Raw genomic sequence first — 25291 nt, 5'->3', positions numbered from 1 at the left:
ACTCAGCCGGGGACCGGCTCGAAGCGCCAGCGGTGGACGTCCCGGTGGAGCAGCTCGTCCGGCGGATCGGGGAGCTCGGGCAGCTCGGCGGAGAGCTCCGCGTCCCACCACGTGATCACCAGCACCCGGTCCACCGGCGCCGTGAACGTCTCCCGGCGGGCCGGCGCCGGGTCCAGCGTCCTCGCCCGCGCCCAGGCCAGCAGCTCACCGCCCCGGCCGCCGGCCGCCCGCGCCTCCCACATCAGCGCCACCGCCATCAGGGGTGCCCCCCGGGCACATGCGTCTCGGTCACCGGCAGCGAGGAGTCGGCGGACAGGTCCAGCGCGGACGGCGTCCGGCCACGGGCGACCATCTCCGCGCCGAGCGCCGCGACCATCGCGCCGTTGTCCGTGCACAGTCCGGGACGCGGCACCCGCAGCCTGATCCCGGCCGTCGCGCACCGTTCCTCCGCCATGGCGCGCAGCCGCGAGTTCGCCGCGACGCCGCCGCCGATCATCAGATGGTCGACCCCCTCGTCCCGGCAGGCCCGGATCGCCTTGCGGGTCAGGACGTCCGTCACGGCCTCCTGGAAGGACGCGGCGACATCGGCCACCGGCACCTCCTCCCCCGCGTTCCGCCGCGCCTCCACCCAGCGCGCCACGGATGTCTTCAGTCCGGAGAACGAGAAGTCGTACGGCGCGTCCCTCGGCCCGGTCAGGCCGCGCGGGAACGCGATGGCCCGCGGATCGCCCTCCCGCGCCAGCCGGTCCACGACCGGACCGCCCGGAAAGCCGAGCCCGAGCACCCGGGCCACCTTGTCGAACGCCTCGCCCGCCGCGTCGTCGATCGTCGCGCCCAGCGGGCGCACGTCCGCCGTGATGTCGGGCGCCAGCAGCAGCGACGAGTGCCCGCCGGAGACCAGCAGCGCCATCGTCGGCTCCGGCAGCGGCCCGTGCTCCAGCTGATCGACGCAGATGTGCGAGGCGAGGTGGTTGACCCCGTACAGCGGCCTGCCCAGCGCGTAGGCGTACGCCTTGGCGGCCGAGACGCCGACCAGCAGCGCGCCCGCCAGCCCCGGGCCCGCCGTCACGGCCACCGCGTCCAGGTCCGTGGCGGCGACCCCGGCCTCCTTCAGCGCCCGCTCGATGGTGGGCACCATGGCCTCCAGGTGCGCCCGGCTGGCGATCTCCGGGACGACACCGCCGTACCGGGCGTGGTCGTCCACGCTGGAGGCGACGGCGTCGGCGAGCAGCGTGTGGCCGCGCACCACGCCCACGCCCGTCTCGTCGCAGGAGGTCTCGATGCCGAGGACGAGGGGTTCGTCAGCCATGTTCCGTCGTTTCTCCGGGTTCTTCGTCCGCGTCGGCGGCGAGCTCACGCCGCATCACCAGGGCGTCGAAATTGCCCGGCTGGTAGTAGCCGCGCCGGACGCCGATCCGCCGGAAGCCGAAGCGCGTGTACAGCCGCTGCGCCCGCTCGTTGTCCACCCGGACCTCCAGCAGCACCTCGCGGCAGCCCAGCCGCCTGGCGTCGGCCAGCACCTCCGCGAGCAGCCGCCCGCCGAGGCCGGTGCCCTGGTGGGCGCCGGTCACGCCGATCGTCATCACGTCGCCCGTCTCGCCGGCCACGCTGAGCCCGGCGTACCCGGCCAGCTTCCCGTCGGCGTCCTCGGCCACCACGTAGCCGCGCGTGCGGCGCGGGCCGCCGGCGCCCGCCAGCTCCGACCAGTACATCCCCTCCGACCAGGCGTCCAAGGGGAACAGCTCCGCCTCCAGCGCGAGCACCGGCTCGATGTCCCACCAACGCATCCGGCGCAGCACGACACCGCCCCCGTGGCCGTCGCCACCGTTCGTCATGCCCGGGTGACCGCCTTGTACCCGGCCGGAACGCGCGCGTCCGGGCGGCGCAGATACTCCGGCCTCGGCTCGGCCAACGCCTCCCCCGCCGCCAGCCGCTCCGCCGCCAGCGCGGCCAGCGCCGCCGCCGAGGCGTGCTCCGGCAGATCCGCGCGCGCCAGGGGGAACGCCGCCGCGTACAGCCGCGCGCCCGCGCCCACGGCGGGCAGCCCGGCCACCGGGCCGGCGATCTCGTCCGGCCGGTCCACGGCCGGACCCTCGGTCCGGGTCCTGGCGTCGGCGTAGCGCGCCCAGTACACCTCCTTGCGCCGGGCGTCGGTGGCGACGACGAACGGCTCGTCCAGCCCCGCCGCCCAGGCGATCGAGTCGAGGCTGCACAGGCCGTGCACCGGGATCGAACGGGCCGCGCCCAGCGCCGCCGCGGTGGCCAGGCCCACCCGCAGTCCGGTGTACGGTCCGGGCCCGGTGCCCACGATCAGCGCCGTGACGTCGTCGAGCGAACGGGACGCCGCGGCCAGCACCCGGTCCACGGCGGGCAGCAGCAGCTCCCCGTGCCGGCGGGCGTCGACCTCGTCGGCGGACGCGAGAACCTCCGCGCCGTCGTGGAGGGCGACGGTGACGGCCGGGGTGGCGGTGTCCATGGCGAGCAAGAGCACGGGAGCAAGGGTACGGCTCCCCGGGGAGCCCGCGGGACCCTGGTAGCGTCGGCCCCCCGCCCCCCCTGTGCGCAGGCACCGCACGTGAAAGGCAGCAGACCCGTGGCGCGCCCTACCCCAGCCTCCGGCTCCGGTGCCGTCGTCACCGGGCTGACCGTCGCCGCGCTCGCCGTCGTCGCGTTCTTCGCCTACCAGGCGTCCGCGGCCGACGACGGCCCCCGGGCCGCCGAGCCGCCCGCCGCTTCCTCACCCGCCGACGGCAGCGGCGGCGCGGACGGCGGTACGGGCGGCACGGACGGCGAGACCGAGGGCCCGCCCGCGGTGCCGGCCGAATCAGGCCGGGGCAAGCGCGTGGTCTACGCCCTCGGGCAGCAGCGGGTGTGGCTGGTCGACACCGCCGAGGACGGCTCGGGCGAGGTGGTGACCGAGACCTACGAGGTGTTCCCCAGCCCGGTCCGCCCGCCGGTGGGCGAGTACGCCGTCAGCTCGCGGGCGGCGCAGGGCACCGGCTCGGACGGGGTCGCGATCGAGCACGCCGTCGTCTTCCACGTGGCCGGTGACGGCACGGTCTTCGGCTTCTCCGCCGCCCTGGACGGCTCCACGCCCGACCCGGGGGCCGAACAGCGCACGGGCGGCGTCCGGCAGAGCCGCCGGGACGGCGACGCGATGTGGCTGTTCGCGACAGCGGGCGTGCCGGTCGTGGTCGTGCCCTGAGCCGCTTCCGCCCCTCAAGGGGCGCCGCTCAGGCGGCGGCGCCGAGCACCGACAGGTCGACCCCGGCCCAGCGCGGCCCGACACCGGTCGCCGTCACCGCGCGGGTGTCGTCCTCCTTGCTCCCGTCGCCGCCCGCCGCACGGTGGATCACCACGTGCAGCCGCTGCTCCGACAGCTCCTCGACCCGGCCCTCGCCCCACTCCACGACCACCACCGACTCCGGCAGCGCGACATCGAGGTCCAGGTCCTCCATCTCGTCCAGGCCCCCGCCGAGCCGGTAGGCGTCCACGTGGACCAGCGGCGGCCCCCCGGCCAGTGGCGGGTGGACGCGGGCGATCACGAATGTCGGCGACGTCACCGCGCCCCGCACGCCGAGCCCCTCGCCGATGCCCCGGGTGAGCGTGGTCTTGCCCGCGCCCAGCTCGCCGGTGAGGAGCACCAGGTCGCCGGGGCGCAGCAGCCCGGCCAGCCGCCGGCCCACCTCCCGCATCCGCTCGGGCCCGGTGACGGTGAACGACGCCAAGGACACCGGCGCCTCAGAGAGCTGGCTCATGGGTCTGGATGCTACGCGCCAGCAACCCGGCCAGATGGTCGTTGACCTCGCGCGGCGCCTCCAGCGGCACCAGATGTCCCGCGCCCGGCAGCAGCACCAGCTCGGCGGCGGGCAGCGCGGCGGCGATGCGCTCGCTGTGCGCGACGGGCGTGATCTCGTCCCGCTCCCCGGCCAGCACCAGCACCGGCGGCGCGCCGGAGCCGCCGAACAGCGACAGCGCCCGCCACTTCTCGTGCGGGCCGAACGCCGGGTAGAACTCGGCGACCACGTCCACCGGCACCGACTCGATCAGCCGCTCGGCGAAGCGCGCCACGCCCGGATCGACGTCGCCCGGCGCCCCGAACGCATACCGCCGCACCAGCCCCGCGTACAGGTCCCCCGCCGCGCGCCGGCCCAGGTCCACCAGATCGGGCTGGGTGCCCAGCGCCCGCAGCACGCCCGGCAGCACGCGGCGCGCCGCGCGGACGGCGGCGGCCGGGAAACCGTAGGTGACCTCCGCCAGATTCCCCGCCGAGGTGGACACGAACGCCGCCCCGGCGACCCGGCGCGCCACATACTCGGGGAACTGCTCGGCCAGCGCCATCATCGTCATGCCACCCATGGAGTGCCCGACCAGCAGCACCGGGCCCTCGGGCACGGCGGCGTCCAGGACGGCCTTCAGGTCGCGGCCGAGCTGCTCGATACTGACCGGCCGCCCCGACTCCCGCTGGGCGCGCCCGCGCTGGGAACGGCCGTGGCTGCGCTGGTCCCAGTAGACGGCGCGCACGGCGCCGCGCAGGGCGGCGCGCTGGAAGTGCCACACGTCCTGGCTCAGGCAGTACCCGTGGCTGAAGACCACGGTGGGCGCGGGGGGCGCCGGAGCCGGGACCGGCACGTCGACGGGCTCGGGGACCGGGCCGCCGGCGCCGTCGTCGACCGGCCTGGCGGACTCCCCGACCGCGTAGAGCTCGTCGATCTCGTAATAGAGACCGGTGCCGTCGTCCGCGACGGCGGTGCCGGGGGTGCCGCGCAGCGAGCCGTACGGTCCGGAGGCGTCCAGCGCGAGCCGCGCCTGGCGGCGCACCGCGCGGCTGACGGTGAGGCGGTCGACGGCGACGGTCGTCGCCACGGCGCCCAGCGCGAAGCCGGCCACGCCCATCCGGCGCGGCCAGCTCATGACGACCGCTCCGCGGGCTCGACGCGCTCCCCGTGATAGACGCGGGGGACGCGGGGGCCGATTCGGGTGACGATCTCGTAGCCGATGGTCCCGGCCGCGCGGGCCCAGTCCTCGGCGGTCGGCTCGCCCCGGTCTCCGGGCCCGAACAGCACGGCCTCGTCGCCGACCGCCGCCGTGTCCCCCCCGAGGTCCACGACGAACTGGTCCATCGCCACCCGCCCGGCGATCGTCCGCCACTTCCCGGCCACCAGCACCGGGCCGTTGCCCGAGGCGTGCCGGGGGATGCCGTCCGCGTACCCGGCCGGGACCAGCGCGAGCGTGGTGGCACCGGGGGTGGTGTAGGCGTGGCCGTAGCTCACGCCGTGGCCGCCGGGGACGCGCTTGACCGAGGCCAGGGCGGCGCGCAGGGTCATCACCGGCCGCAGCCCGAAGTCCTCGGGGGCGCCGATCTCGGGCGACGGCGACAGACCGTAGACCGCGAGCCCCGGACGGACCAGGTCGTAGTGGGCGGCGGGCAGGGTGAGGGTGGCCGGTGAGTTGGCGAAGTGCCGCACCTCGGGATCGAGTCCGGCCCGCGCGGCGGTGGCCAGGGCCTCGGCGAACGCGACCTGCTGGGCGGCGATCGAGGGGTGGCCCGGCTCGTCCGCGCAGGCGAAGTGCGACCACAGGCCGGTGACCGTGACCGCGCCCTCCGCCTCGGCGGCCCGCGCGGCGGCGACCAGGCCGGGCCAGTCGGCGGGTTGGCAGCCGTTGCGGCCCAGGCCGGTGTCGGACTTGAGGTGCACACGGGCGGTGCGGCCCGCCGCCCGCGCGGCGGCCGTGACCCGGTCCAGGGCCCACCGGCCGCTGACCGAGACGTCGATGTCCGCCTCCACGACCCGCCGCCACGGCCCGTCCGGGGTCCACACCCAGCACAACAGCCGCCCGGTGTCCCCGGCCGCGCGCAGCGCCAGGGCCTCGTCCGGAGTGGCCGTACCCAGCCACGTGGCGCCCGCCTCGCGGGCGGCTCGGGCGCACGGCACCATGCCGTGCCCATATCCGTCGGCCTTCACCACGGCCATCAAGTCCGCGCCGCCCGAGGCGCGTTCGCGGAGCGCGCGGACGTTGGCGCGCAGCGCGCCGAGATCGATGTCGGCGCGCAGCCGCCAGCTTTCTGCCGGTGAGTGGTCGTTCATCACCCTCCAGTGTCGCAGGTGGACCCGCGGCGAACGGGCCAGACTTGTGGCATGAGGACTGCTTACCGAGTGGAGACCGTCCGGGCCGCCGAGCGGGCGCTGATGGCCCGGCTGCCCGAGGGCGCGCTGATGGCCCGGGCCGCGGCCGGGCTGGCGGCGGCCTGCGCCGAGCTGCTCGGCCGGCGCCGGTACGGGGCGCGCGTGGTGCTGCTGGTCGGCAGCGGCGACAACGGCGGCGACGCCCTCTACGCCGGTGCACGGCTCGCGCGGCGCGGCGTCGCGGTCACGGCGGTGACGGTCAGCCCTGGACGGGCTCACCCGGGCGGTCTGGCCGCGCTGCGGGCGGCGGGCGGGCGCGTGGTGGGGCCGGCCGACGCGGAACGCGCCATCGCGCGGGCCCGCCTGGTGGTGGACGGCATCACCGGCATCGGCGGTCGCGGCGGCCTGCGCCCGGAGGCCGGGGAGCCGGCCCGGCTGGCGGCGGAGCGCGGCGTGCCGGTGGTGGCGGTGGACCTGCCCAGCGGCGTGGACGCGGACACGGGCGAGGTGGCCGGCCCGGCGGTACGGGCGGCGCTGACGGTGACGTTCGGCACGCACAAGCCCGGTCTGCTGATCGACCCGGCGCGCGAGTACGCGGGCGAGGTGCGGCTGGTCGACATCGGGATCGGCCCCGAGCTGCCGGCCGAGCCCGACGTGGCGGCCCTGGAGGACGCCGACGTGTCCGCGCTGCTGCCACGCCCGGCGGCCGAGTCCGACAAGTACCGGCGCGGGGTGGTCGGGGTGGCGGCCGGCTCGGCCCGTTACCCGGGCGCCGCGGTCCTCGCCGTGGGCGGCGCGCTGCGCGGCGGCGCGGGGGCCGTCCGTTACGTGGGGCAGGCCCCCGCCGACACGATGGTCCTGGCCCGGTATCCGGAGACGCTGGTGTCCGGCGGCCCGCCGCACAAGGCCGGCCGGGTGCAGGCGTGGGTCGTCGGCCCCGGCCTGGGCGACGGCCCCGAGGCGCGGGCGGCGGTCGCGGACGTGCTGGCCGCCGGGGTCCCGGTGCTGGTGGACGCGGACGGCCTGCGCCTGCTCGACCCGGAGCAGGTGCGCGCCCGCCCGGCGCCGACGCTGCTCACACCGCACGCCGGGGAGGCCGCGGCGCTGCTGGGCACCGAACGGCGGCGCGTCGAGGAGTCCCGGCTCGCCTCGGTCCGCGCGCTGGCCGAACGGTACGGCGCCACCGTCCTCCTCAAGGGCTCCACGACCCTGATCGCCGCCCCCGGCGGCGGCCCGGTCCGCGTCAACCCGACCGGCACCCCCTGGCTGGCCACGGCGGGCAGCGGCGACGTCCTCTCCGGCCTGACCGGCGCCCTGCTCGCGGCGGGCCTCCCGCCCATGGACGCGGCCTCGACCGCCGCCTACCTCCACGGCGAGGCCGCCCATCTGGCCCCGCCCCCCGCCATGGCCTCGACGGTGGTGGAAGCACTGCCCGAGGTGTGGGCCCGACTGCTGTAGCACGACGGACGCACGACGACGCGGCGCGGCCGTGCCCTGTCCCCCGTGCCGACGGGGGCACCGAGACCACGCCTCCCGGCGAGACTCCACCCCGCCACTCGAACGGGCCGTCCGATCCGGGGCTTCGCGAAGCGACCGACGCGAGGACACCCGCGCCAAGGCCCGCCGACGCGCGTCCCGGTCCGCCGACACCGCCCCACACGGCCGCTCCGCGGCGTCGCGACGTGACAAGCCCCGAACCGGCGCACCGGCCGCCTCGTCACCCCTCGGCTCGTCACCCCTCAACACCCCACGTCATCGCGGCGGCGACCGACGCCAGACGCCGGACCCGCGCCACGACCGGTCGCGCGGGCTGGGCGGACATCTCCGGGACACGGCGTCGGGGTCCGCCGCCCGGCCCTCCGCGGCGCGTCCCGGTCCGGCCCGGCACAGCCGCTCACCCGGCACGGCCGCCCCACCCGGCCGCCCCACACCGTCGCCGAGCGACAGACGCGAGTTCCACACGCCAGGAGCAGCCGTGCGAGCCCGCACCACCCTCTCGACCATCTCGGTGAGACGACGTCGCCGCATCCCGGTCCCGGCCGACACGGCCCGGCGCGGCCGTTCCGCGGCGTCGCGGGGCGACACCCGTGGCCCGGGGCGAACCGCGCACGCGCGCCCGGGCGTTCGGGGTGGCTCAGCCCTCGGCGATGACCACCGCTGAGGCGATTCCCGCGTCGTGGCTCAGGGACAGGTGCCACGTCCGTACGCCGAGGTCGGCCGCGCGGGCGGCCACCGTGCCGCGGACCTCCAGGCGGGGACGACCGCTGTGGGACTGGATCACCTCGGCGTCCGTCCAGCGCAGGCCCGGGGGCGCGCCCAGAGCCTTGGCCAGGGCCTCCTTCGCCGCGAAGCGGGCCGCCAGCGACGCGACGCCGCGCCGTTCGCCGCTGGGCAGCCACAGCTCGGCCGACACGAACAGCCGGTCGGCCAGCTCGGGCGTCCGTTCCAACGACCGCGCGAACCGGTCGATCTCCGCCACGTCGATCCCCACCCCCACGATCACGCGCGCACCACGTCCCCGTCGGCGTCGGTGACCTCGTACCGCACCTCGTCCGCCTCCCGGCGCAGCACGACCACCTGGTCGCCCCCGTCGGTCCGCAGCTCCACCACCTCGCGCGTCGCCCGGCCGTCGAAGGCCGCCGGGTGCGAGGCGAGGAACGACTCACCGTCCCCGAGCCCCAGCGCCAGCGGCAGCTCCCGGCACGCGCCGACCACCGTGTCCGGCTCGTCGGCGTGCACGGCCAGCAGCGCGTACCCGCCCCGCAGCGACCGGCACACCTGCCGCATCGCCTCCGCCAGGTCGGCGCACGAGGAGAACGCCTCGGCCAGCAGGTGCGCGACCACCTCGGTGTCGGTGTCCGAGGCGAGCGCGTGCCCCCGGGCGGCCAGTTCGGCGCGCAGCTCGGCGTGATTGTCGATCCGGCCGTCGTGCACCACCGCGACCCGGCCGGCGTTGTCGAGCTGCGGGTGCGCGTTCCCGTCCGTGGGCGCGCCGTGCGTGGCGCGCCGCAGATGCCCGATCGCGCTGCCGCCGGTGGGCAGCGGACGGCGGTCCAGAACGCGGCGCAACGCGGGCAGTTCCCCGGCCGTCCTCGCCGACGCGAGGCCGCCGTCGGCGAGCACCGCGACGCCCGACGAGTCGTAGCCGGGCCGCTCGATCCGGCCCAGGCCGGCGAGGACCACGTCGAGGGCCGAGCCCGTCCCTGTGTAACCGACCATCCCGCACATGCGGGCAGACTAGCCGGGCCTGGACAATGGGCGCGTGACAACCTCGCTCCAGCAGCAGACTCCGTTCGTCGACCTCAGCCGAGCGGAGTGGAGCGCGCTGCGCGAGCGCACGCCCCTTCCGCTGACCGCCGATGAGGTCGAACGCCTGCGCGGCCTCGGTGACGTCATTGACCTGACCGAGGTCGTGGACGTCTACCTGCCGCTGTCCCGGCTGCTCAACCTGTACGTCGGCGCGACGGAGGGCCTGCGCGCCGCCGTCAGCACCTTCCTGGGCGGCGCCCAGCCCACGACCCCATTCGTCATCGGCGTCGCGGGCAGCGTGGCGGTGGGCAAGTCCACGGTGGCCCGTCTGCTGCGGGCCCTGCTGGCGCGCTGGCCGGAGCACCCGAGGGTGGAGCTGGTCACCACGGACGGCTTCCTGCTGCCCAACGCCGAGCTGGTGCGGCGCGGGCTGATGACGCGCAAGGGCTTCCCCGAGTCGTACGACCGGCGCGCGCTGACGCGGTTCGTGGCGGACGTCAAGGCGGGCAAGGAGGAGGTGAGCGCGCCGGTGTACTCGCACCTCACCTACGACATCCTGCCGGGCGAACGGCTGACCGTGCGCCGCCCGGACATCCTGATCCTGGAGGGCCTGAACGTCCTCCAGCCCACCCAGATGGGACGGGTGGGGCTGGCCGACTACTTCGACTTCTCGGTGTACGTGGACGCCAGGACGGAGGACATCGGCGGCTGGTACCTGGACCGGTTCCGGAAGCTGCGGGAGACGGCGTTCCAGGACCGGGCGTCGTACTTCCGCAAGTACGCCGAGGTCTCGGAGGCGGAGGCGATGGAGTACGCGCGGAACAACTGGCGCGCCATCAACGAGCCGAACCTCCGCGAGAACATAGCCCCGACCCGCTCCCGGGCCACGCTGGTCCTTCAGAAGGGCTTCGACCACAAGGTCCGCAGACTGCGCCTGCGCAAGCTCTGACCCCCGGCCTCAGCCCTCGGCCGTCACCCCAGCGCGGACTTCACCACATCGGCCAGGCCCGCCGCCACCGCGCGGGCCTGAGCGGCGTCGGCCGCCTCGACCATCACGCGCACCAGCGGCTCCGTCCCCGAGGGCCGCAGCAGCACGCGGCCCGTCTCGCCGAGCTGGCGCTCGGCCTCGGCCACCGCCTCGGCCAGCTCGCGGCACTCCGCGACCCGGGAGCGGTCCACATCCCGGACGTTGATCAGCACCTGCGGCAGCCGTTCCATCACCGTCGCCAGCTCGCCCAGCGGGCGGCCGGTCGCCGCGACGCGCGCGGCCAGCAGCAGGCCGGTGAGCGTGCCGTCGCCCGTCGTCGCGTGGTCCAGCACGATCACGTGCCCGGACTGCTCGCCGCCCAGCGAGAAGCCGCCGCGCTTCATCTCCTCCAGCACGTAGCGGTCCCCGACCGCCGTCTGTCGCAGCCGCAGGCCCTCGCGCTCCATCGCCAGCGTGAACCCGAGGTTCGACATGACCGTGGCCACGACCGTGTCGTGCCGCAGGGTGCCCGCGTCCCGCATGGCCACGCCCAGCACGGCGAGGATCTGGTCGCCGTCCACCGGGGTGCCCGCCGCGTCGGCGGCCAGGCAGCGGTCCGCGTCGCCGTCCACCGCGATGCCCAGGTCCGCGCCGTGCGCGGAGACGGCGGCGCACAGCACGTCGAGGTGGGTGGAGCCGTAGCCGTCGTTGATGTTGAGCCCGTCGGGCTCGGCACCGATCGTGACGACCTCCGCGCCGGCCCGCGCGAACGCCTCCGGCGCCACCCGCGACGCCGCGCCGTGCGCCGCGTCGATGACGACCTTCACGCCGTCCAGCCGGTTCGGCAGCACGCGCACGAGGTGCGCGACATAGGCGTCGAAACCCTTCGAGTGCTCGGTGACCCGGCCGACGCCCGCGCCCACCGGGCGCTCCCACGGCTGGCCGGCCGCGTGCTCCCAGTAGACGGCCTCGATGCGGTTCTCCAGATCGTCGGCCAGCTTGTGGCCACCCGCCGCGAAGAACTTGACGCCATTGTCCGGCATGGGGTTGTGGCTGGCCGAAAGCATCACGCCGAAGTCGGCGCCGAGCGAGCCGGTGAGGAACGCCACCGCCGGCGTCGGCAGCACGCCCACCCGCAGGACGTCCACGCCCGCGCTGGCCAGTCCCGCCACCACGGCCGCCTCCAGGAACTCCCCGGACGCCCGCGGATCGCGCCCGACGACCGCGAGCGGTCGCGGTCCGGGCGAGCCCCCCGCGGTGACGAGCACGCTCGCCGCCGCGACCGACAGACCCAGCGCCATCTCGGCCGTGAGATCCGCGTTGGCGACGCCGCGCACGCCGTCCGTGCCGAAGAGTCGTCCCACTGTATTTCCTCCGAATGTCACACGAAGCGGCTCATGCGTTAACCCTATGCGGCGTTCACCCTATAAAGGGAACGCCCCGACAGCATGGATCCGCTGTCGGGGCGTTGACCGGAAAGACGATTAGCGCTTGCTGTACTGCGTCCCCTTACGGGCCTTCTTCAGACCGGCCTTCTTCCGCTCCACCGCACGGGCGTCACGGGTGAGGAAGCCGGCCTTCTTCAGGGGGGCGCGGTTGTTGTCCACGTCCGCCTCGTTGAGCGCGCGGGCCACGCCCAGGCGCAGCGCGCCCGCCTGGCCCGAGATGCCGCCACCGGAGATGCGGGCGACGACGTCGTAGCGCTCGTCGAGCTCGAGCACCTTGAAGGGCTCGTTCACGGACTGCTGGTGCACCTTGTTGGGGAAGTAGCCCTCCAGGGGGCGACCGTTGATCTTCCACTTGCCGCTGCCGGGAACGATCCGCACACGGGCGATCGCGTTCTTCCGGCGGCCGGTACCGGCGCCGGGCAGCGGGTCGCCGAAGCGTGCCGCGACCGTCTCGGTGTCGGCGAATTCCTCGGGCGCGCTCTCGGTCGTGTACTCCTCGACCTCGGGGACCTCGGTGTCAAGGGTCTCGGGGGTGGGCTCGGCCACGATTCTCCTCAGATTCTCTTTCGTCTTCTGTGTGGCCGGGACTACTGCGCGACCTGGGTGATCTCGAACGGCACCGGCTGCTGCGCGGCGTGCGGGTGCTCGGAGCCCGCGTAGACCTTCAGCTTGGAGAACATCTGACGGCCGAGGGTGTTCTTCGGCAGCATGCCCTTGACCGCCTTCTCGACGGCCTTCTCGGGGTTGTTCTTCAGCAGGTCCTCGTATCGGACGGACCGCAGACCGCCCGGGTATCCGGAGTGGCGGTAGGCCAACTTCTGGGTTCGCTTGTTGCCGGACAGGTGCACCTTGTCGGCGTTGACGATGATGACGAAGTCACCGGTGTCAACGTGCGGCGCGTACACCGGCTTGTGCTTGCCCCGCAGAAGGGTGGCGGCCTGGGCGGCCAGTCGGCCCAGGACGACATCGGCAGCGTCGATGACGTGCCATTGACGCTGGATGTCGCCGGGCTTGGGGCTGTACGTACGCACGGTCGTAGCCTTCGCTTCTTCAGTGGTGAGACTCTGACAAGGTCACCCGACGATCACGGCAGAAATGGTCGCACTCCGGTGACGCAACCGGGTCGCGACCGCTGGCAACCGTCCTGGTGGACCGGCGCAAGGCCCCTCACGTGAGATCGAGCAAGCCATACGCATTATCGACCAGGCAGAGTACCGCTCCGGCGCGGGCCCGGTCAAAACGAGTCCGGCCCGCCCGCCGCGCGGCACCGCCGGGGGTACTTTCCCGTCACCCTACTCCGACTCGAACTGGCGCGCGGACACTTCGCCTCCTGGAGCTCGCGTGAGCCTCTACGGGGAGCCCCGTACAAGGGGAGGGAGCGGAATGACGCGTTGATCCGTCCACAGATTCCCGCACGGGTCCTGGACTCGGGCGCTCGCCCCTCGACCTGGTCACGATCATCCCCGCGACCGGCGCGGTGGTCAGGACCCGGCCGGCACGGGCTTCGGCGGCTACCAGCGCATCGGCTGGCGGCGAACCACTGCTCCGCGCGCGGACCGGACCTGGCGGCCGGCGCGCGGAGCGCACCATTAAGCTTCGCCCATGAGTTACGGGCAGGGGGGACCCGCGTGGGTCCCCGGGGGATCGAACACACCGGACTGGGACGCGCTCGCCGCCGACGCCGAACGGCGGCGCGGACGGCGACGGCTGGTGCTGATCGGCGGCTCCGCGTTCGCAGCCGTGGCCATCGGCACCCTGGTCGCGCTCGCCATCGTCAACCAGAGCGGCGACGACGACACGGACGCCTCGGACAGCCCGTCCGCCACCCTCCCCGACCCCTCCGACCTGCCCTCCGGCAGCGACGACTCCGAGCCCACCTTCCAGGAGACGACGCTCCCGCCCCTGCCGGAGCCGCGCGAGTTCATCTCCGACGCCGACAAGGACCTCGCGCCCTTCGAGCCCGACACGTTCTACGCGGGCGACAGCATGGAGATAGACGGCCGGACCTACACCAGGGCCGCCACCGAGGCCGCCACCGACTGCGCCGGGGCGACCAGCCCCGACCTCGGCACGGCCCTCGCCGAGCACGGCTGCACCACCCTGCTGCGCGCCACCTACACCGGGGACGGCGTCGCGGTGACCGTGGGCGTCGCCCAGTTCGCCTCCGAGGAGAACGCGCTGGCGGCCCGCGAGGAGGCCGGCGGCGCCGGGAAGTACCTGCTCGCGCTGACCGGCGGCGACGCGCCCTCGTTCTGCCAGCGGGGCGGCTGTCGCACCACGAGCAACCAGGTCGGCCGCTACACCTACTTCACCATCGCGGGCAACAGCGACGGCACGCCCGACAGCGGCGACGGCACCCCGGCCCAGCAGGCCGCCCGGGACGGCAACGACCACGCGTTCGCCAGCATCATCCAGCGCGGCGAGGCCCAGGCATCGGCCTCCGCCAGCGCGATCGTCGAGGAACGCCGGCGCAGCCAGGGCGGCTGACGGCCCGCGTCACCAACCTTCCCGGACGACACCTAGCCCTCGGTCTCCACGCCGCCCAGCGTGCGGACGCCGCGGGCCTCCGCGTTGCGGGCCGCCAGGGCCTGGGCCGGGGGGTAGGCGACCTCCTCCAGGGTCAGGCCGTGCGGCCTGACGACGTGCACCGCGGAGTCCCGCACACCGGCCGCCAGCACCTTCGCCGGCCAGTCCGGCGGCCGGTGCCCGTCGCCCACGAACAGCAGCGCGCCGACCAGCGAACGCACCATGTTGTGGCAGAAGGCGTCGGCCTCCACCGTGCCCTCGACGATCCCGTCCGGCCGCCGCACCCAGCGCAGCGCCCGCAGCGCCCGGATCGTGGTCGCGCCCTCGCGCCGCTTGCAGAACGCCGCGAAGTCGTGCTCGCCCAGCAGCAGTCGCGACGCCTCGTTCATCGCCGCCACGTCCAGCGGCCAGTTGTGCCACAGCACGTGCCCGCGCAGCAGCGGGTCGACCCCGCCGGGGTGGTCGCTCACACGGTAGGCGTAGCGCCGCCAGATCGCCGAGAACCGCGCGTTGAAGTGCTCCGGCGCCCGCACCACCCGCCACACCCGCACGTCCTGCGGGAGCCGCCCGGCCAGCCTGCGCACCAGCCGGTCGTGCTGCTCGGCCCAGACCGCCTCGGGCAGGTCCACGTGGGCCACCTGACCCCGCGCGTGCACGCCCGCGTCCGTGCGGCCGGCCACGGTCAGCTCGTACCGCTCGGCGCGCGAGCGGGTCACCACCCGCAGCGCCTCCTCGACCTCCTCCTGGACCGTGCGCCGCCCCTCCTGCCGCGCCCAGCCGGAGAAGCCCCGCCCGTCGTAGGACAGGTCGAGGCGCACCCGGACCAGGCCGGGCGGAACGCGGTCGCGGTCGTCGCTCATGCGGACCTCTCTGCTGCACGACGGAACGCCGCTGGGCCTGTCCCCGCGACGGGGAACAGGCCCAGCGGACGGAACGAACGGATCAGGCGTCCTTCTCGGCCTGCTCGTCCTTCGACTCCGCGGCCTCGGTGCCCTCCGCGGCCTCGGTGCCCTCGGTGACCTCAGTCGCCTCGGTGGTCTCGGCCTGCGTGGCCGCCTCGGACTCCTTCACCGAGCGCTTCGTGGCGGCCTCGGCCTCGCCGACGGCCTCCTGCTGCACGGTGAGGGCCTCCACCAGCTCGATGACCGCCATCGGGGCGTTGTCGCCACGACGCGGGCCGACCTTGGTGATCCGGGTGTAGCCACCGGGACGGTTGGCGAACTTCGGCCCGATCTCCGTGAACAGCGTGTGCACCACGCTCTTGTCACGGATGGTCTGCATCACCTGGCGACGGTTGTGCAGGTCGCCCTTCTTCGCCTTGGTGATCAGCCGCTCCGCGACCGGACGCAGCCGCCGGGCCTTGGCCTCGGTGGTCTTGATGCGGCCGTGCTCGAACAGCGCGGTGGCGAGGTTCGCCAGAATCAGACGCTCGTGGGCGGGGCTGCCACCCAGCCTGCGGCCCTTCGTGGGCGTCGGCATTGCTCTCTCCTGTCGTGTCTGCACCGGCCGTATGAGGTACCGGTGTCAGCGTCGACGTCCGGGGCGGTCCCCGGACGTAACGCCGCCCGCGGCGCCGGACCGTGGTCCGGCTCCGCCGGAGGCGATCGCACCGGCCGTATCAGGTACCGGTGCCGGTCCCCCGGGGCGGGCCGGAAGGCCCGCCGGGGGAGGTCAGTACTGCTCGGTCTCCGCGAAGCCCGTGTCGCCGTCGTCCTCCGCGCCGAAGGCGTCGACGGCGGTGGTCGGGTCGAATCCGGGCGGGCTGTCCTTCAGGGCCAGGCCCATGCCGGCCAGCTTCGCCTTGACCTCGTCGATCGACTTCGCGCCGAAGTTCCGGATGTCGAGCAGGTCCGCCTCGGAACGGGCCACCAGCTCGCCCACCGAGTGGATGCCCTCGCGCTTGAGGCAGTTGTAGGAGCGGACGGTCAGCTCCAGCTCCTCGATCGGCAGCGCCAGGTCGGCGGCGAGCGCGGCGTCCGTCGGGGACGGACCCATGTCGATGCCCTCGGCGTCGACGTTCAGCTCACGCGCCAGGCCGAACAGCTCGACCAGCGTCTTGCCGGCCGACGCCATCGCGTCGCGCGGACGCATGGCCTCCTTGGTCTCGACGTCGACGATCAGCTTGTCGAAGTCGGTGCGCTGCTCGACACGGGTGGCCTCGACCTTGTAGGTCACCTTCAGCACGGGGCTGTAGATGGAGTCCACCGGGATGCGGCCGATCTCCTGGCCGGCGGCCTTGTTCTGCACCGCGGAGACGTAGCCGCGACCGCGCTCGACGGTCAGCTCCATCTCCAGCTTCCCCTTGTTGTTCAGGGTCGCGAGCACCAGGTCGGGGTTGTGCACCTCGACACCGGCCGGCGGAGCGATGTCCGCGGCGGTGACCAGACCCGGGCCCTGCTTGCGCAGGTACATCACCACGGGCTCGTCGTGCTCGGAGGAGACGACGAGCTGCTTGATGTTGAGGATCAGGTCGGTGACGTCCTCCTTGACGCCCGGCACGGTGGTGAACTCGTGCAGCACGCCGTCGACACGGATGCTGGTGACGGCCGCGCCGGGGATGGAGGAGAGCAGCGTGCGCCGCAGTGAGTTGCCGAGGGTGTAGCCGAAGCCCGGCTCCAGCGGCTCGATCACGAACCGCGAGCGGAACTCGTCGACGACCTCTTCGGTCAGGGAGGGACGCTGAGCGATCAGCATGGTGATGACTCCAGTCTTCGGCACCCACTATTTGATGCCGAGCCAGACGATGTGTACGGCAAGGGTACGGGTGGAGCCGCGCATATCACACGGCTCCACCCATACCGGAGTATCGGGCTCGCCTACTTCGAGTAGAGCTCGACGATCAGCTGCTCCTGCACCTGGGTGTCGATCACCTGGCGCTCGGGCAGCGAGTGGACGAGGATCCGCAGCCGCGACGGGATGGACTCCAGCCACGCGGGAACGGTCTTGTCCCCGGCCTCCGCCTGCGCCACCTGGAAGGGGGTCAGGGTGCGGGAGGACTCGCGGACCTCGATGATGTCGTTCGGCGAGACACGCGCCGAGGGGATGTCCGTCTTCCGGCCGTTGACCGTGATGTGGCCGTGCCGGACGAGCTGACGGGCGTGGTCGCGGGACTTGGCGAAGCCGGCCCGGTACACCACGTTGTCGAGACGGGACTCCAGAATGCGGAGCAGGTTCTCACCCGTCTTGCCCGACTGACGGTTCGCCTCGTTGTAGTACCCCCGGAACTGCTTCTCCAGGATGCCGTAGATGCGCGCGCACTTCTGCTTCTCGCGCTTCTGCAGCAGGTACTCGCTGTCCTTGGTGCGCCCGCGTCCGTGCTCACCCGGGGGGTAAGGACGGATCTCGATCGGGCACTTAGCGCTTTCGCACTTGGCTCCCTTGAGGAAGAGCTTCTGCTTCTCCCGACGGCAACGCTTGCAGTCGGCCCCGGTGTAACGCGCCATAGTTCTCTCAGTCTCCTACTTCACCTGGTCAGACGCGGCGGCGCTTCGGCGGGCGGCAGCCGTTGTGCGGGGTCGGGGTGACGTCCTGGATCGAACCCACCTCCAGGCCGGTGGCCTGAAGGGAACGGATCGCGGTCTCACGGCCGGAGCCGGGACCCTTGACGAAGACGTCGACCTTGCGCATCCCGTGCTCCTGCGCGCGGCGAGCGGCGTTCTCCGCGGCCATCTGGGCGGCGAAGGGGGTGGACTTCCGGGAGCCCTTGAAGCCGACGTGGCCGGCGGAGGCCCAGGAGATCACGTTGCCGGTCGGGTCGGTGATCGAGACGATGGTGTTGTTGAACGTGCTCTTGATGTGGGCGTGCCCGTGAGCGACGTTCTTCTTTTCCTTGCGGCGCACTTTCTTGGCGCCGGCGGAACGGCCCTTTGGAGGCATGTGGTGTTAACTCCCGTGGAGGTGGTCGGTCCTGCTGCCGGACCGCTTTCGGCGTCCGGTCGGACTACTTCTTGCCCGGCTTCTTCTTGCCGGCGATCGCGCGACGCGGTCCCTTGCGGGTGCGGGCGTTGGTCTTGGTCCGCTGGCCGTGGACGGGCAGGCCACGACGGTGACGAATGCCCTCGTAGCACTGGATCTCGACCTTGCGGCGGATGTCCGCCTGGATCTCGCGACGGAGGTCACCCTCGGTGCGGAAGTTGTTGTCCACGTACTCGCGGAGCTTGACGAGGTCTTCCTCGGCCAGATCCCGCACGCGCGTGTCCGGGTTCACCCCGGTGTTGGCGAGTGTCTCTTTGGCAAGGGTGCGTCCGATGCCGAAGACATAGGTGAGAGCGACCTCGACGCGCTTTTCGCGCGGGAGGTCAACGCCTGCGAGGCGTGCCATGTGGTGGGACTCCTGGTGGTGTCGTCGGAGGTCTGCCGCAGCACCGTTCCCGGCTGCCCGAAAATCGGACCGGGTCCCCGGCCTCCGACCGGGGGTGTCGTCCCCGCGCTGCGCGAGGGGTCGGGTGACTGCGTATGTGCTGTTGTCGCGTGCGTCGCGGGAAGCGGCTGCGAAAAGTACGGTGCGGTCAGCCCTGGCGCTGCTTGTGGCGCAGGTTCTCGCAGATGACCATGACGCGCCCGTGGCGACGGATCACCTTGCACTTGTCGCAGATCTTCTTGACGCTCGGCCTGACCTTCATAAGTGAGGATCTCCGGGTCTTGATCTGCTGTGTCTACGTGGTGCTACTTGTAGCGGTAGACGATCCGCCCGCGCGTCAGGTCGTAGGGAGAGAGCTCCACCACGACCCGGTCGTCGGGCAGGATACGGATGTAGTGCATCCGCATCTTGCCGCTGATGTGCGCGAGAACCTGGTGCCCGTTCTGAAGCTCCACCTTGAACATCGCGTTCGGCAGAGACTCGACGACGGTGCCCTCGATCTCGATGGCCCCTTGTTTTTTGGCCATGCTTGAGCGCTTCACCTTCCGGGATCGGCTACCTGGATGGCCCTGGGCAGACGGGTGCACCAGGACCGACTAGCCAGTCTACGGCACCCCATTCGAAAAGACGAATCCGTGATCTTTCCCACCGAAGAAGATCGTTAAGCCAACGGATCGGGTGCGGCTGTCACGCCGAGCTCGGCGAGCTTCGCCCGGCCGCCGTCCACCGCCGTGAGCACGAGCGGCCCCTCCTCGGTCAGCGCCACCGAGTGCTCCCAGTGCGCGGCCCAGGTGCCGTCGTTCGTCTTCACGGTCCACTCGTCGGCCAGCACGTGCGTCTTCGGGGTGCCCAACGAGAGCATCGGCTCGATCGCCAGGCAGAATCCGGGCACCAGGCGCGGTCCGCGCCCGCGTCCGCGGTCCACGTAGTTCAGCAGGTGCGGGTCCATGTGCATCTCGCTGCCGATGCCGTGGCCGCCATAGTTCTCGACGATGCCGTACTTGCCGGACGGCGGCAGGGGCTGGCGGCGGATGTAGCTCTCGATGGCCTTGGAGATGTCCACCAGCCGGTTGCCCTTGCGCATCGCGGCGATACCGGCCCACAGCGATTCCTCGGTGACCCGGCTCAGCTCGTGGAGCTGCGGTGCGTGGCCCTCGCCCACGAAGACGGTGAGCGCCGCGTCCGCGTGCCACCCGTCGACGATGGCGCCGGCGTCGATCGAGATCAGGTCGCCCGCCTTGAGCACGGTCTCCCGGTCCGGGATGCCGTGCACCACGACGTCGTTCACCGACGTGCAGATGCTGGCCGGGAAGCCGCCGTAGCCGAGGAAGTTCGGCTTGGCGCCCCGTTCGGCCAGCACCTGCGCGGCGATGTCGTCCAGATCCTTGGTGGAGGTCCCGGGCACCGCCGCCTCGGCGCAGCGGCGGTGTATCTCGGCAACGACAAGACCGGCCGCGCGCATTTTCGCGATCTGCTCGGAGGTCTTGATTTCCACCATGGGTGATTCCTCTCGGGCGCCAGGTTCAGGCGGCGCGTTCCGGCAGGGCGTCCAGAGCCCGCTGGGTCACTTCGGAGACCGGGGCGAGGGCCGGGATCGTGGAGACCAGGCCCTGCGCACGGTAGTAGTCGATGATCGGCTCGGTCTCCTGGTGGTAGACCGAGAGCCGCTTGCGGACGGTGTCCTCGCGGTCGTCCTCGCGCTGGTAGAGCTCACCGTCGCAGACGTCGCAGACACCATCCTTCAACGGCGGCCGGTACGTCGAGTGGAAGGCGTGGCTGCTGTCCTTGCGACAGGTGCGGCGGCCGGCGATGCGCTTGACCACCTCGTCCTCGGGGACCTCCAGGTCCAGCACCGCGTCCAGCTTGTGGCCGGCTTCCACCAGCATCCCGTCCAGGGCCTTCGCCTGGGAGATGTTGCGGGGGAAGCCGTCGAGCAGGAAACCGTCCCCGGCGTCCGGCTGGGCGAGCCGGTCCGCGGCCATCGCCACGGTGATCTCATCCGGTACGAGTCCGCCTTCGCGCAGGATGGACTCGACCTTGCGGCCGAGCTCTGTGCCCTGACTGATGTTGGCCCGGAAGAGATCGCCGGTAGAGATGTGTGGAATGGCGAGGCGCTCGGCGAGCAACGCGGCCTGCGTGCCCTTACCCGCGCCCGGCGGTCCGACGAGGACGATTCGCATCAGCGTAGGAACCCTTCGTAATTGCGCTGGTGGAGCTGACTCTCAATCTGCCGCACCGTCTCCAGGCCGACACCCACGATGATCAGAATGGATGTCCCACCGAATGGGAAGTCCCCCTGTGCGTTGAACATCACCAGCGCCACGGTAGGCACCAAGGCGATCAGACCCAGATAGAGCGCCCCGGGCCATGTGATGCGGTTCAGCACATAGCTCAGGTACTCGACCGTGGGCCGGCCCGCCCGGATGCCCGGGATGAACCCACCATACTTCTTCATGTTTTCGGCTACGTCTTCGGGGTTGAAGGTGATGGCGACGTAGAAGAAGGCGAAGAAGACGATGAGAAGGAAGTATGTAGTGATGTAGTACGGGTGGTCACCGCCCGTGAAATACCGCTGCACCCAGTCCGTCCAGCCGCCCGAATCACTGCCGGCGAACTGCACGAGGAGCTGCGGAATGTAGAGCAGCGAGGACGCGAAGATGACAGGAATCACACCCGCCTGATTCACCTTGAGCGGGATGTACGTCGAAGTGCCGCCGTAGGAACGGCGCCCGATCATCCGCTTCGCGTACTGCACGGGGATGCGCCGCTGCGCCAGCTCGACGAAGACCACCAGCCCGACCATGGCGAGACCGCAGGCGACGACGGTGCCGAATTCGATCCAGCCGTCGGCCAGGCTGCCCTGCTGCTTGATCTGCCACAGCGAAGCCGGGAACCCGGCGGCGATGGAGACGAACATCAGCATGGACATGCCGTTACCGATACCCCTGTCGGTAATCAGTTCACCCATCCACATGATGAGTGCGGTGGCAGATGTGAGAGCAATCACCATGACCATCGTCGTGAAGACGGAGTCGTCCGGGATGATCTCGTTGCGCACTGTGCACTGGGGGAAGAGGGTGCCACTGCGGGCGGTGGCCACCAGACCCGTCGCCTGGAGGACGGCCAGAGCCATCGTCAGGTAGCGCGTGTACTGGGTGATCTTCGCCTGGCCGGCCTGCCCCTCCTTCTTGAGGGCTTCCAGCCGGGGGATCACGACCACGAGCAACTGAAGGATGATGCTCGCGGTGATGTACGGCATGATGCCCAGCGCGAATACGGTGAGCTGCAGCAGCGCCCCGCCGCTGAACATGTTCACCAGACCGAACAGACCCGAGCCCCCTCCGAGGGCGTCGGCCTCCTTCACACACTGATCGACGTTCTGAAAGCTGACCCCCGGCACCGGGACGTGCTGGCCGAGCCGGAACAGCACGACGATACCGAGTGTGAAGACCAGCTTCTTACGCAGGTCGGGCGTCTGAAACGCCCGGGCGAACGCGGTGAGCACGGCTCCTCCTGCGCCCCCCGCGGTGAGCGCGAGAGGGTTCGGTCTTAAGTCCAACGGATATGACAGATCTGGTGACGACAACGGACGCCACCTTACCGGCGCGGGTCCCGGGCCGGAACGACTGACCGGGGACGCCCATGCGTGGACATCCCCGGTCAGACTTACCTTTTCAGCCGTGCGCCCACCGACTCAGGAACGGTCGGTGACCGAGCCGCCGGCCGCGGTGATCTTCTCCTTGGCCGAGCCGGAGACGGCATCCACCGTCACCGTCAGCGCCACCGAGATGTCGCCGGAGCCGAGCACCTTCACGAGCTCGTTCTTGCGCACCGCGCCCTTGGCGACCAGGTCCTCGACGGTCACCTCACCACCCTCCGGGTAGAGGGCGGCGAGACGCTCCAGGTTGACGACCTGGTACTGCTTGTGGGCCGGGTTGCGGAAGCCCTTGAGCTTCGGCAGCCGCTGGATCAGCGGGAGCTGACCGCCCTCGAAGCCGGCCTTGACCTGGTACCGGGCCTTGGTGCCCTTGGTGCCGCGACCCGCGGTCTTGCCCTTGGACGCCTCACCACGACCCACCCGGATCTTGGCCTTCTTGGCGCCCGGCGCGGGCCGGAGGTCGTGGAGCTTCAGGGGACCGCCACGCTCGGCGCTCTCCTTCTTGGCGAGGTCCGCCATCTCAGTCCACCTCCTCGACCGACACCAGATGCCGCACGGTGTTGGCCATGCCGCGGATCTCCGGCCGGTCGTCCTTGAGGACCACGTCGTTGATACGCCGCAGCCCGAGCGAGCGCAGCGTCTCCCGGTGGTTCTGCTTGCTCCCGATACGGGACTTGACCTGAGTGATCTTCAGCCGTGCCATCACGCACCCACCCCGGCGCGCGCCCGCAGCAGAGCGGCGGGAGCGACGTCCTCCAGCGGAAGGCCGCGACGGGCGGCGATCTCCTCGGGGCGCTGAAGGCCCTTCAGAGCGGCCACCGTGGCGTGCACGATGTTGATCGGGTTGGACGAGCCGAGCGACTTGCTCAGCACGTCGTGGATGCCCGCGCACTCCAGCACGGCGCGCACCGGGCCGCCGGCGATCACGCCGGTACCCGGCGAGGCCGGCTTGAGCAGCACGACACCCGCGGCTTCCTCACCCTGGAACGGGTGCGGGATGGTGCCCTGGATCCGGGGGACCTTGAAGAAGTGCTTCTTGGCCTCCTCAACACCCTTGGCGATGGCGGCCGGCACCTCCTTGGCCTTGCCGTAGCCGACACCGACGGTGCCGTCACCGTCGCCCACCACGACCAGCGCGGTGAAGCTGAAGCGACGACCACCCTTCACTACCTTGGCGACGCGGTTGATCGCGACGACACGCTCGACGTAGGCGGTCTTCTCGGCGGCGGCGCCGCCGTCCCGGCCCTTACGGTCCCGCCGCTCGCCGCCACCCGCACCGCCACCGCGGCGCTGTGGTCCAGCCATGGGAATTACCTCTCTCGATTCAGTCGACGGGACCGGCTCAGAATTTGAGCCCCGCCTCACGGGCGGCGTCCGCAAGCGCGGCGACGCGCCCGGCGTACCTGTTACCGCCGCGGTCGAAGACCACGGCCTCGACACCGGCGGCCTTGGCCCGCTCGGCGACCAGCGCGCCGACCTGCTTGGCCTTGTCGCTCTTGTCGCCCTCGACACCCCGGATGGACACGTCGAGAGACGAGGCAGAGGCGAGCGTGTGCCCGACGGTGTCGTCCACGACCTGCGCCACCATGTGGCGGTTGGAGCGGGTCACCACCAGACGCGGCCGCGCGGCCGTGCCGGCGATCTTCTTGCGGATACGCACGTGGCGGCGCTTGGTCGCCACCCGCTTCCGCGCGTCGCCCTTGGCGATCTTGATGCCGTATGCCATGGCTACTTACCAGCCTTTCCGACCTTGCGGCGGATGACTTCGCCCTCGTACTTCACGCCCTTGGCCTTGTACGGGTCGGGCTTCCGCAGCTTGCGGATGTTGGCCGCGACCTCGCCGACCTTCTGCTTGTCGATCCCCTCGACGCTGAACCGGGTCGGGTTCTCGACCTTGAACGCGATGCCCTCGGGGGGCTCGACGAGAATCGGGTGGCTGTAGCCCAGCGAGAACTCGAGGTTGGCACCCTTGGCCTGGACGCGGTAACCGACACCGCTGATCTCAAGCTTCTTGATGTAGCCCTGGGTCACACCGGTGATCATGTTGGCCACCAGCGTGCGCGACAGACCGTGCAGCGCACGGTTGCGGTTCTCGTCGTTGGGACGGCTCACCAGAATGGCGCCGTCCTCGCCCCGGACCACCTCGATCGGCGCCACGACGGTGTGCGACAGGGCGCCCTTGGGGCCCTTCACCTCGACCGTGCGCCCCTCGATGGTGACGTCCACACCGGCGGGAATCTGGATCGGCTGCTTGCCAATACGCGACATGGCTCTCCTCCGTTCCCTTCCGTCACCAGACGTAGGCGAGGACTTCCCCACCCACGCCTTTCTTCTGTGCCTGCTTGTCGGTGAGCAGCCCGTGGGACGTGGAGATGATCGCCACGCCCAGGCCGCCGAGCACCTTCGGCAGACCGGTGGACTTCGCGTACACCCTCAGGCCCGGCTTCGAGATCCGCTTGATGCCGGCGATCGAGCGCTCGCGGTTGGGGCCGTACTTCAGCTCCAGAACGAGGGACTTGCCCACCTGGGCTTCCTCGGTCTTCCAGCCGGTGATGTAACCCTCCTGCTGGAGAATCTCCGCGATGTGCGACTTGATCTTGCTGTGCGGCATCACGACGGCGTCGTGGTATGCCGAGTTCGCGTTCCGCAGACGGGTCAGCATGTCTGCGATCGGGTCGGTCATGGTCATAAAACGGCCTTGGGCCTCTCTCGCCGGGGTTTCCTCGTGGCGTGTACTCCACACACGCGGGACCTACGGCGTAGTCGGTGTTACCAGGAGCTCTTGGTGACGCCCGGCAGCTCGCCGCGGTGCGCCATCTCACGGAGGCACACACGGCACAGGCCGAACTTGCGGTACACGGAGTGCGGCCGGCCGCAACGCTGGCAGCGCGTGTAGCCACGCACGGCGAACTTCGGCTTGCGGCTGGCCTTGGCGATCAGAGCCTTCTTCGCCAC

General features: G+C 71.9%; 33 protein-coding genes and 1 pseudogene. 4 read left to right on the top strand and 30 right to left on the bottom strand.

Features of this window, described 5'->3' with window-relative positions; genetic code table 11:
* Nucleotides 1-2: 2 nt before the first annotated feature.
* Genes OIE51_RS17375 through tsaB form a run of 4 tightly spaced genes read right to left on the bottom strand, consistent with a single transcriptional unit; the run spans nt 3 to nt 2491 of the window.
* Nucleotides 3-257, bottom strand: coding sequence for a hypothetical protein (locus OIE51_RS17375; protein WP_326598621.1), 255 nt, complete (start codon nt 255-257; stop codon nt 3-5).
* Nucleotides 257-1309, bottom strand: coding sequence for a tRNA (adenosine(37)-N6)-threonylcarbamoyltransferase complex transferase subunit TsaD (gene tsaD / locus OIE51_RS17370; protein WP_326598620.1), 1053 nt, complete (start codon nt 1307-1309; stop codon nt 257-259). Before tsaD ends, OIE51_RS17375 begins: the two co-directional genes overlap by 1 nt.
* Nucleotides 1302-1835: a ribosomal protein S18-alanine N-acetyltransferase gene (gene rimI, locus OIE51_RS17365; RefSeq protein WP_326598619.1), complete on the bottom strand. Its 534-nt coding sequence runs from the start codon at nt 1833-1835 to the stop codon at nt 1302-1304. Before rimI ends, tsaD begins: the two co-directional genes overlap by 8 nt.
* The gene (tsaB, locus tag OIE51_RS17360) at nt 1832-2491 is read right to left on the bottom strand and encodes a tRNA (adenosine(37)-N6)-threonylcarbamoyltransferase complex dimerization subunit type 1 TsaB (protein ID WP_326598618.1); all 660 of its coding nucleotides are present in this window, start codon (nt 2489-2491) and stop codon (nt 1832-1834) included. Before tsaB ends, rimI begins: the two co-directional genes overlap by 4 nt.
* A gap of 102 nt (nt 2492-2593) precedes the next feature.
* On the opposite strand from tsaB, the gene OIE51_RS17355 reads away from it, so the two are divergent.
* Nucleotides 2594-3205 carry a hypothetical protein gene (locus OIE51_RS17355; protein ID WP_326598617.1) on the top strand — a complete coding sequence of 204 codons (612 nt, stop codon included), beginning with the start codon at nt 2594-2596 and terminating at the stop codon, nt 3203-3205.
* Nucleotides 3206-3233: 28 nt separating this feature from the next.
* Here the strand turns inward: OIE51_RS17355 and tsaE are convergent, their stop codons facing one another.
* The 3 genes from tsaE to alr are packed head-to-tail and all read right to left on the bottom strand — an operon-like array spanning nt 3234 to nt 6089.
* On the bottom strand, nt 3234-3758 hold the full coding sequence (gene tsaE / locus OIE51_RS17350) for a tRNA (adenosine(37)-N6)-threonylcarbamoyltransferase complex ATPase subunit type 1 TsaE (protein WP_326598616.1): 525 nt from the start codon (nt 3756-3758) through the stop codon (nt 3234-3236).
* The gene (locus OIE51_RS17345) at nt 3742-4914 is read right to left on the bottom strand and encodes an alpha/beta fold hydrolase (protein ID WP_326598615.1); all 1173 of its coding nucleotides are present in this window, start codon (nt 4912-4914) and stop codon (nt 3742-3744) included. The genes tsaE and OIE51_RS17345 overlap by 17 nt, the downstream gene beginning before the upstream one ends.
* Nucleotides 4911-6089: an alanine racemase gene (alr, locus tag OIE51_RS17340; RefSeq protein ID WP_326598614.1), complete on the bottom strand. Its 1179-nt coding sequence runs from the start codon at nt 6087-6089 to the stop codon at nt 4911-4913. Before alr ends, OIE51_RS17345 begins: the two co-directional genes overlap by 4 nt.
* Nucleotides 6090-6140: 51 nt before the next feature.
* Between alr and OIE51_RS17335 the strand changes: the two genes are divergently transcribed.
* The gene (locus tag OIE51_RS17335; RefSeq protein ID WP_326598613.1) at nt 6141-7586 is read left to right on the top strand and encodes an NAD(P)H-hydrate dehydratase; all 1446 of its coding nucleotides are present in this window, start codon (nt 6141-6143) and stop codon (nt 7584-7586) included.
* A gap of 676 nt (nt 7587-8262) precedes the next feature.
* Here OIE51_RS17335 and OIE51_RS17330 read toward each other — a convergent pair.
* Together OIE51_RS17330 and OIE51_RS17325 are read right to left on the bottom strand one after the other, a co-directional pair.
* Nucleotides 8263-8631, bottom strand: coding sequence for a holo-ACP synthase (locus tag OIE51_RS17330; protein WP_326598612.1), 369 nt, complete (start codon nt 8629-8631; stop codon nt 8263-8265).
* Nucleotides 8632-8645: 14 nt separating this feature from the next.
* Nucleotides 8646-9356: pseudogene (locus OIE51_RS17325) on the bottom strand (glutamine--fructose-6-phosphate transaminase (isomerizing)); the annotation flags it as partial.
* A gap of 34 nt (nt 9357-9390) precedes the next feature.
* On the opposite strand from OIE51_RS17325, the gene coaA reads away from it, so the two are divergent.
* A complete protein-coding gene (gene coaA, locus OIE51_RS17320; protein WP_326598611.1) occupies nt 9391-10326 on the top strand; it encodes a type I pantothenate kinase in 936 nt (311 codons plus the stop codon).
* Between the two features lie 23 nt (nt 10327-10349).
* Here the strand turns inward: coaA and glmM are convergent, their stop codons facing one another.
* The 3 genes from glmM to rplM form a co-directional block, all read right to left on the bottom strand.
* Nucleotides 10350-11708 (bottom strand): phosphoglucosamine mutase, encoded by a 1359-nt coding sequence (glmM, locus tag OIE51_RS17315; RefSeq protein ID WP_326598610.1) that lies wholly within the window; start codon nt 11706-11708, stop codon nt 10350-10352.
* 120 nt (nt 11709-11828) lie between these two features.
* Nucleotides 11829-12338 carry a 30S ribosomal protein S9 gene (gene rpsI / locus OIE51_RS17310; protein WP_442811946.1) on the bottom strand — a complete coding sequence of 170 codons (510 nt, stop codon included), beginning with the start codon at nt 12336-12338 and terminating at the stop codon, nt 11829-11831.
* A 41-nt stretch (nt 12339-12379) separates the two neighbouring features.
* Complete coding sequence (gene rplM, locus OIE51_RS17305; protein ID WP_326598609.1) at nt 12380-12823, bottom strand: 50S ribosomal protein L13; 444 nt, start codon at nt 12821-12823, stop codon at nt 12380-12382.
* A gap of 571 nt (nt 12824-13394) precedes the next feature.
* On the opposite strand from rplM, the gene OIE51_RS17300 reads away from it, so the two are divergent.
* Nucleotides 13395-14279 (top strand): hypothetical protein, encoded by an 885-nt coding sequence (locus OIE51_RS17300; protein ID WP_326598608.1) that lies wholly within the window; start codon nt 13395-13397, stop codon nt 14277-14279.
* A 32-nt stretch (nt 14280-14311) separates the two neighbouring features.
* Here OIE51_RS17300 and truA read toward each other — a convergent pair whose 3' ends face one another.
* The 18 genes from truA to OIE51_RS17210 all read right to left on the bottom strand — a co-directional run bounded on the left by truA (nt 14312) and on the right by OIE51_RS17210 (nt 25291).
* Complete coding sequence (gene truA / locus OIE51_RS17295; protein ID WP_326598607.1) at nt 14312-15178, bottom strand: tRNA pseudouridine(38-40) synthase TruA; 867 nt, start codon at nt 15176-15178, stop codon at nt 14312-14314.
* Nucleotides 15179-15260: 82 nt separating this feature from the next.
* On the bottom strand, nt 15261-15797 hold the full coding sequence (rplQ, locus tag OIE51_RS17290) for a 50S ribosomal protein L17 (RefSeq protein WP_326598606.1): 537 nt from the start codon (nt 15795-15797) through the stop codon (nt 15261-15263).
* 192 nt (nt 15798-15989) lie between these two features.
* The gene (locus tag OIE51_RS17285) at nt 15990-17012 is read right to left on the bottom strand and encodes a DNA-directed RNA polymerase subunit alpha (RefSeq protein WP_326600664.1); all 1023 of its coding nucleotides are present in this window, start codon (nt 17010-17012) and stop codon (nt 15990-15992) included.
* A 122-nt stretch (nt 17013-17134) separates the two neighbouring features.
* Complete coding sequence (gene rpsD / locus OIE51_RS17280; RefSeq protein WP_326598605.1) at nt 17135-17761, bottom strand: 30S ribosomal protein S4; 627 nt, start codon at nt 17759-17761, stop codon at nt 17135-17137.
* A gap of 28 nt (nt 17762-17789) precedes the next feature.
* Nucleotides 17790-18194: a 30S ribosomal protein S11 gene (gene rpsK / locus OIE51_RS17275; RefSeq protein WP_059012899.1), complete on the bottom strand. Its 405-nt coding sequence runs from the start codon at nt 18192-18194 to the stop codon at nt 17790-17792.
* A 64-nt stretch (nt 18195-18258) separates the two neighbouring features.
* Nucleotides 18259-18639 carry a 30S ribosomal protein S13 gene (gene rpsM, locus OIE51_RS17270; RefSeq protein ID WP_326598604.1) on the bottom strand — a complete coding sequence of 127 codons (381 nt, stop codon included), beginning with the start codon at nt 18637-18639 and terminating at the stop codon, nt 18259-18261.
* Between the two features lie 187 nt (nt 18640-18826).
* Entirely contained in the window at nt 18827-18940 is a 114-nt protein-coding gene (gene rpmJ, locus OIE51_RS17265) for a 50S ribosomal protein L36 (RefSeq protein ID WP_049567412.1), read from the bottom strand.
* Between the two features lie 43 nt (nt 18941-18983).
* The gene (gene infA, locus OIE51_RS17260) at nt 18984-19205 is read right to left on the bottom strand and encodes a translation initiation factor IF-1 (RefSeq protein WP_003948620.1); all 222 of its coding nucleotides are present in this window, start codon (nt 19203-19205) and stop codon (nt 18984-18986) included.
* A 134-nt stretch (nt 19206-19339) separates the two neighbouring features.
* Nucleotides 19340-20176, bottom strand: coding sequence for a type I methionyl aminopeptidase (gene map / locus OIE51_RS17255; RefSeq protein WP_326598603.1), 837 nt, complete (start codon nt 20174-20176; stop codon nt 19340-19342).
* 25 nt (nt 20177-20201) lie between these two features.
* Nucleotides 20202-20858, bottom strand: a complete 657-nt coding sequence (locus tag OIE51_RS17250; protein WP_326598602.1) for an adenylate kinase — start codon at nt 20856-20858, stop codon at nt 20202-20204.
* Nucleotides 20858-22183 carry a preprotein translocase subunit SecY gene (secY, locus tag OIE51_RS17245; protein WP_326598601.1) on the bottom strand — a complete coding sequence of 442 codons (1326 nt, stop codon included), beginning with the start codon at nt 22181-22183 and terminating at the stop codon, nt 20858-20860. Before secY ends, OIE51_RS17250 begins: the two co-directional genes overlap by 1 nt.
* Before the next feature lie 189 nt (nt 22184-22372).
* On the bottom strand, nt 22373-22855 hold the full coding sequence (rplO, locus tag OIE51_RS17240; protein ID WP_326598600.1) for a 50S ribosomal protein L15: 483 nt from the start codon (nt 22853-22855) through the stop codon (nt 22373-22375).
* Nucleotide 22856: 1 nt separating this feature from the next.
* Entirely contained in the window at nt 22857-23039 is a 183-nt protein-coding gene (rpmD, locus tag OIE51_RS17235; RefSeq protein ID WP_326598599.1) for a 50S ribosomal protein L30, read from the bottom strand.
* Nucleotides 23039-23641 (bottom strand): 30S ribosomal protein S5, encoded by a 603-nt coding sequence (gene rpsE, locus OIE51_RS17230; protein ID WP_049567390.1) that lies wholly within the window; start codon nt 23639-23641, stop codon nt 23039-23041. The genes rpmD and rpsE overlap by 1 nt, the downstream gene beginning before the upstream one ends.
* 37 nt (nt 23642-23678) lie before the next feature.
* A complete protein-coding gene (gene rplR / locus OIE51_RS17225) occupies nt 23679-24062 on the bottom strand; it encodes a 50S ribosomal protein L18 (RefSeq protein ID WP_326598598.1) in 384 nt (127 codons plus the stop codon).
* Nucleotides 24063-24064: 2 nt separating this feature from the next.
* Nucleotides 24065-24604: a 50S ribosomal protein L6 gene (rplF, locus tag OIE51_RS17220; protein WP_326598597.1), complete on the bottom strand. Its 540-nt coding sequence runs from the start codon at nt 24602-24604 to the stop codon at nt 24065-24067.
* Between the two features lie 22 nt (nt 24605-24626).
* Complete coding sequence (gene rpsH / locus OIE51_RS17215) at nt 24627-25025, bottom strand: 30S ribosomal protein S8 (RefSeq protein WP_326598596.1); 399 nt, start codon at nt 25023-25025, stop codon at nt 24627-24629.
* An 80-nt stretch (nt 25026-25105) separates the two neighbouring features.
* On the bottom strand, nt 25106-25291 hold the full coding sequence (locus OIE51_RS17210) for a type Z 30S ribosomal protein S14 (protein ID WP_059013617.1): 186 nt from the start codon (nt 25289-25291) through the stop codon (nt 25106-25108).

It is taken from the genome of Streptomyces sp. NBC_01803 (assembly GCF_035917415.1).
Lineage (GTDB): Bacteria > Actinomycetota > Actinomycetes > Streptomycetales > Streptomycetaceae > Streptomyces.
The sequence above is the reverse complement of the archived record's forward strand: the minus strand, read 5'-3'. Positions and strand labels throughout refer to the sequence as shown.

What these genes read in the sequence shown, in the direction of transcription:
- rpsH (WP_326598596.1), bottom strand. Translation starts at nt 25,025, where the DNA reads ATGACCATGACCGACCCGATCGCAGACATGCTGACCCGTCTGCGGAAC.
- rpsE (WP_049567390.1), bottom strand. Translation starts at nt 23,641, where the DNA reads ATGGCTGGACCACAGCGCCGCGGTGGCGGTGCGGGTGGCGGCGAGCGG.
- rpsM (WP_326598604.1), bottom strand. Translation starts at nt 18,639, where the DNA reads ATGGCACGCCTCGCAGGCGTTGACCTCCCGCGCGAAAAGCGCGTCGAG.
- OIE51_RS17300 (WP_326598608.1), top strand. Translation starts at nt 13,395, where the DNA reads ATGAGTTACGGGCAGGGGGGACCCGCGTGGGTCCCCGGGGGATCGAAC.
- rplF (WP_326598597.1), bottom strand. Translation starts at nt 24,604, where the DNA reads ATGTCGCGTATTGGCAAGCAGCCGATCCAGATTCCCGCCGGTGTGGAC.
- rplQ (WP_326598606.1), bottom strand. Translation starts at nt 15,797, where the DNA reads ATGCCGACGCCCACGAAGGGCCGCAGGCTGGGTGGCAGCCCCGCCCAC.
- truA (WP_326598607.1), bottom strand. Translation starts at nt 15,178, where the DNA reads ATGAGCGACGACCGCGACCGCGTTCCGCCCGGCCTGGTCCGGGTGCGC.
- OIE51_RS17285 (WP_326600664.1), bottom strand. Translation starts at nt 17,012, where the DNA reads ATGCTGATCGCTCAGCGTCCCTCCCTGACCGAAGAGGTCGTCGACGAG.
- OIE51_RS17375 (WP_326598621.1), bottom strand. Translation starts at nt 257, where the DNA reads ATGGCGGTGGCGCTGATGTGGGAGGCGCGGGCGGCCGGCGGCCGGGGC.
- rplR (WP_326598598.1), bottom strand. Translation starts at nt 24,062, where the DNA reads ATGGCATACGGCATCAAGATCGCCAAGGGCGACGCGCGGAAGCGGGTG.
- rplO (WP_326598600.1), bottom strand. Translation starts at nt 22,855, where the DNA reads ATGGCGGACCTCGCCAAGAAGGAGAGCGCCGAGCGTGGCGGTCCCCTG.
- alr (WP_326598614.1), bottom strand. Translation starts at nt 6,089, where the DNA reads ATGAACGACCACTCACCGGCAGAAAGCTGGCGGCTGCGCGCCGACATC.
- OIE51_RS17335 (WP_326598613.1), top strand. Translation starts at nt 6,141, where the DNA reads ATGAGGACTGCTTACCGAGTGGAGACCGTCCGGGCCGCCGAGCGGGCG.
- rpsK (WP_059012899.1), bottom strand. Translation starts at nt 18,194, where the DNA reads ATGCCTCCAAAGGGCCGTTCCGCCGGCGCCAAGAAAGTGCGCCGCAAG.
- OIE51_RS17250 (WP_326598602.1), bottom strand. Translation starts at nt 20,858, where the DNA reads ATGCGAATCGTCCTCGTCGGACCGCCGGGCGCGGGTAAGGGCACGCAG.
- rimI (WP_326598619.1), bottom strand. Translation starts at nt 1,835, where the DNA reads ATGACGAACGGTGGCGACGGCCACGGGGGCGGTGTCGTGCTGCGCCGG.
- rpsD (WP_326598605.1), bottom strand. Translation starts at nt 17,761, where the DNA reads ATGGCGCGTTACACCGGGGCCGACTGCAAGCGTTGCCGTCGGGAGAAG.
- infA (WP_003948620.1), bottom strand. Translation starts at nt 19,205, where the DNA reads ATGGCCAAAAAACAAGGGGCCATCGAGATCGAGGGCACCGTCGTCGAG.
- rpmD (WP_326598599.1), bottom strand. Translation starts at nt 23,039, where the DNA reads ATGGCACGGCTGAAGATCACTCAGGTCAAGTCCCGTATCGGGAGCAAG.
- map (WP_326598603.1), bottom strand. Translation starts at nt 20,176, where the DNA reads ATGGTGGAAATCAAGACCTCCGAGCAGATCGCGAAAATGCGCGCGGCC.
- OIE51_RS17345 (WP_326598615.1), bottom strand. Translation starts at nt 4,914, where the DNA reads ATGAGCTGGCCGCGCCGGATGGGCGTGGCCGGCTTCGCGCTGGGCGCC.
- tsaE (WP_326598616.1), bottom strand. Translation starts at nt 3,758, where the DNA reads ATGAGCCAGCTCTCTGAGGCGCCGGTGTCCTTGGCGTCGTTCACCGTC.
- tsaD (WP_326598620.1), bottom strand. Translation starts at nt 1,309, where the DNA reads ATGGCTGACGAACCCCTCGTCCTCGGCATCGAGACCTCCTGCGACGAG.
- rpmJ (WP_049567412.1), bottom strand. Translation starts at nt 18,940, where the DNA reads ATGAAGGTCAGGCCGAGCGTCAAGAAGATCTGCGACAAGTGCAAGGTG.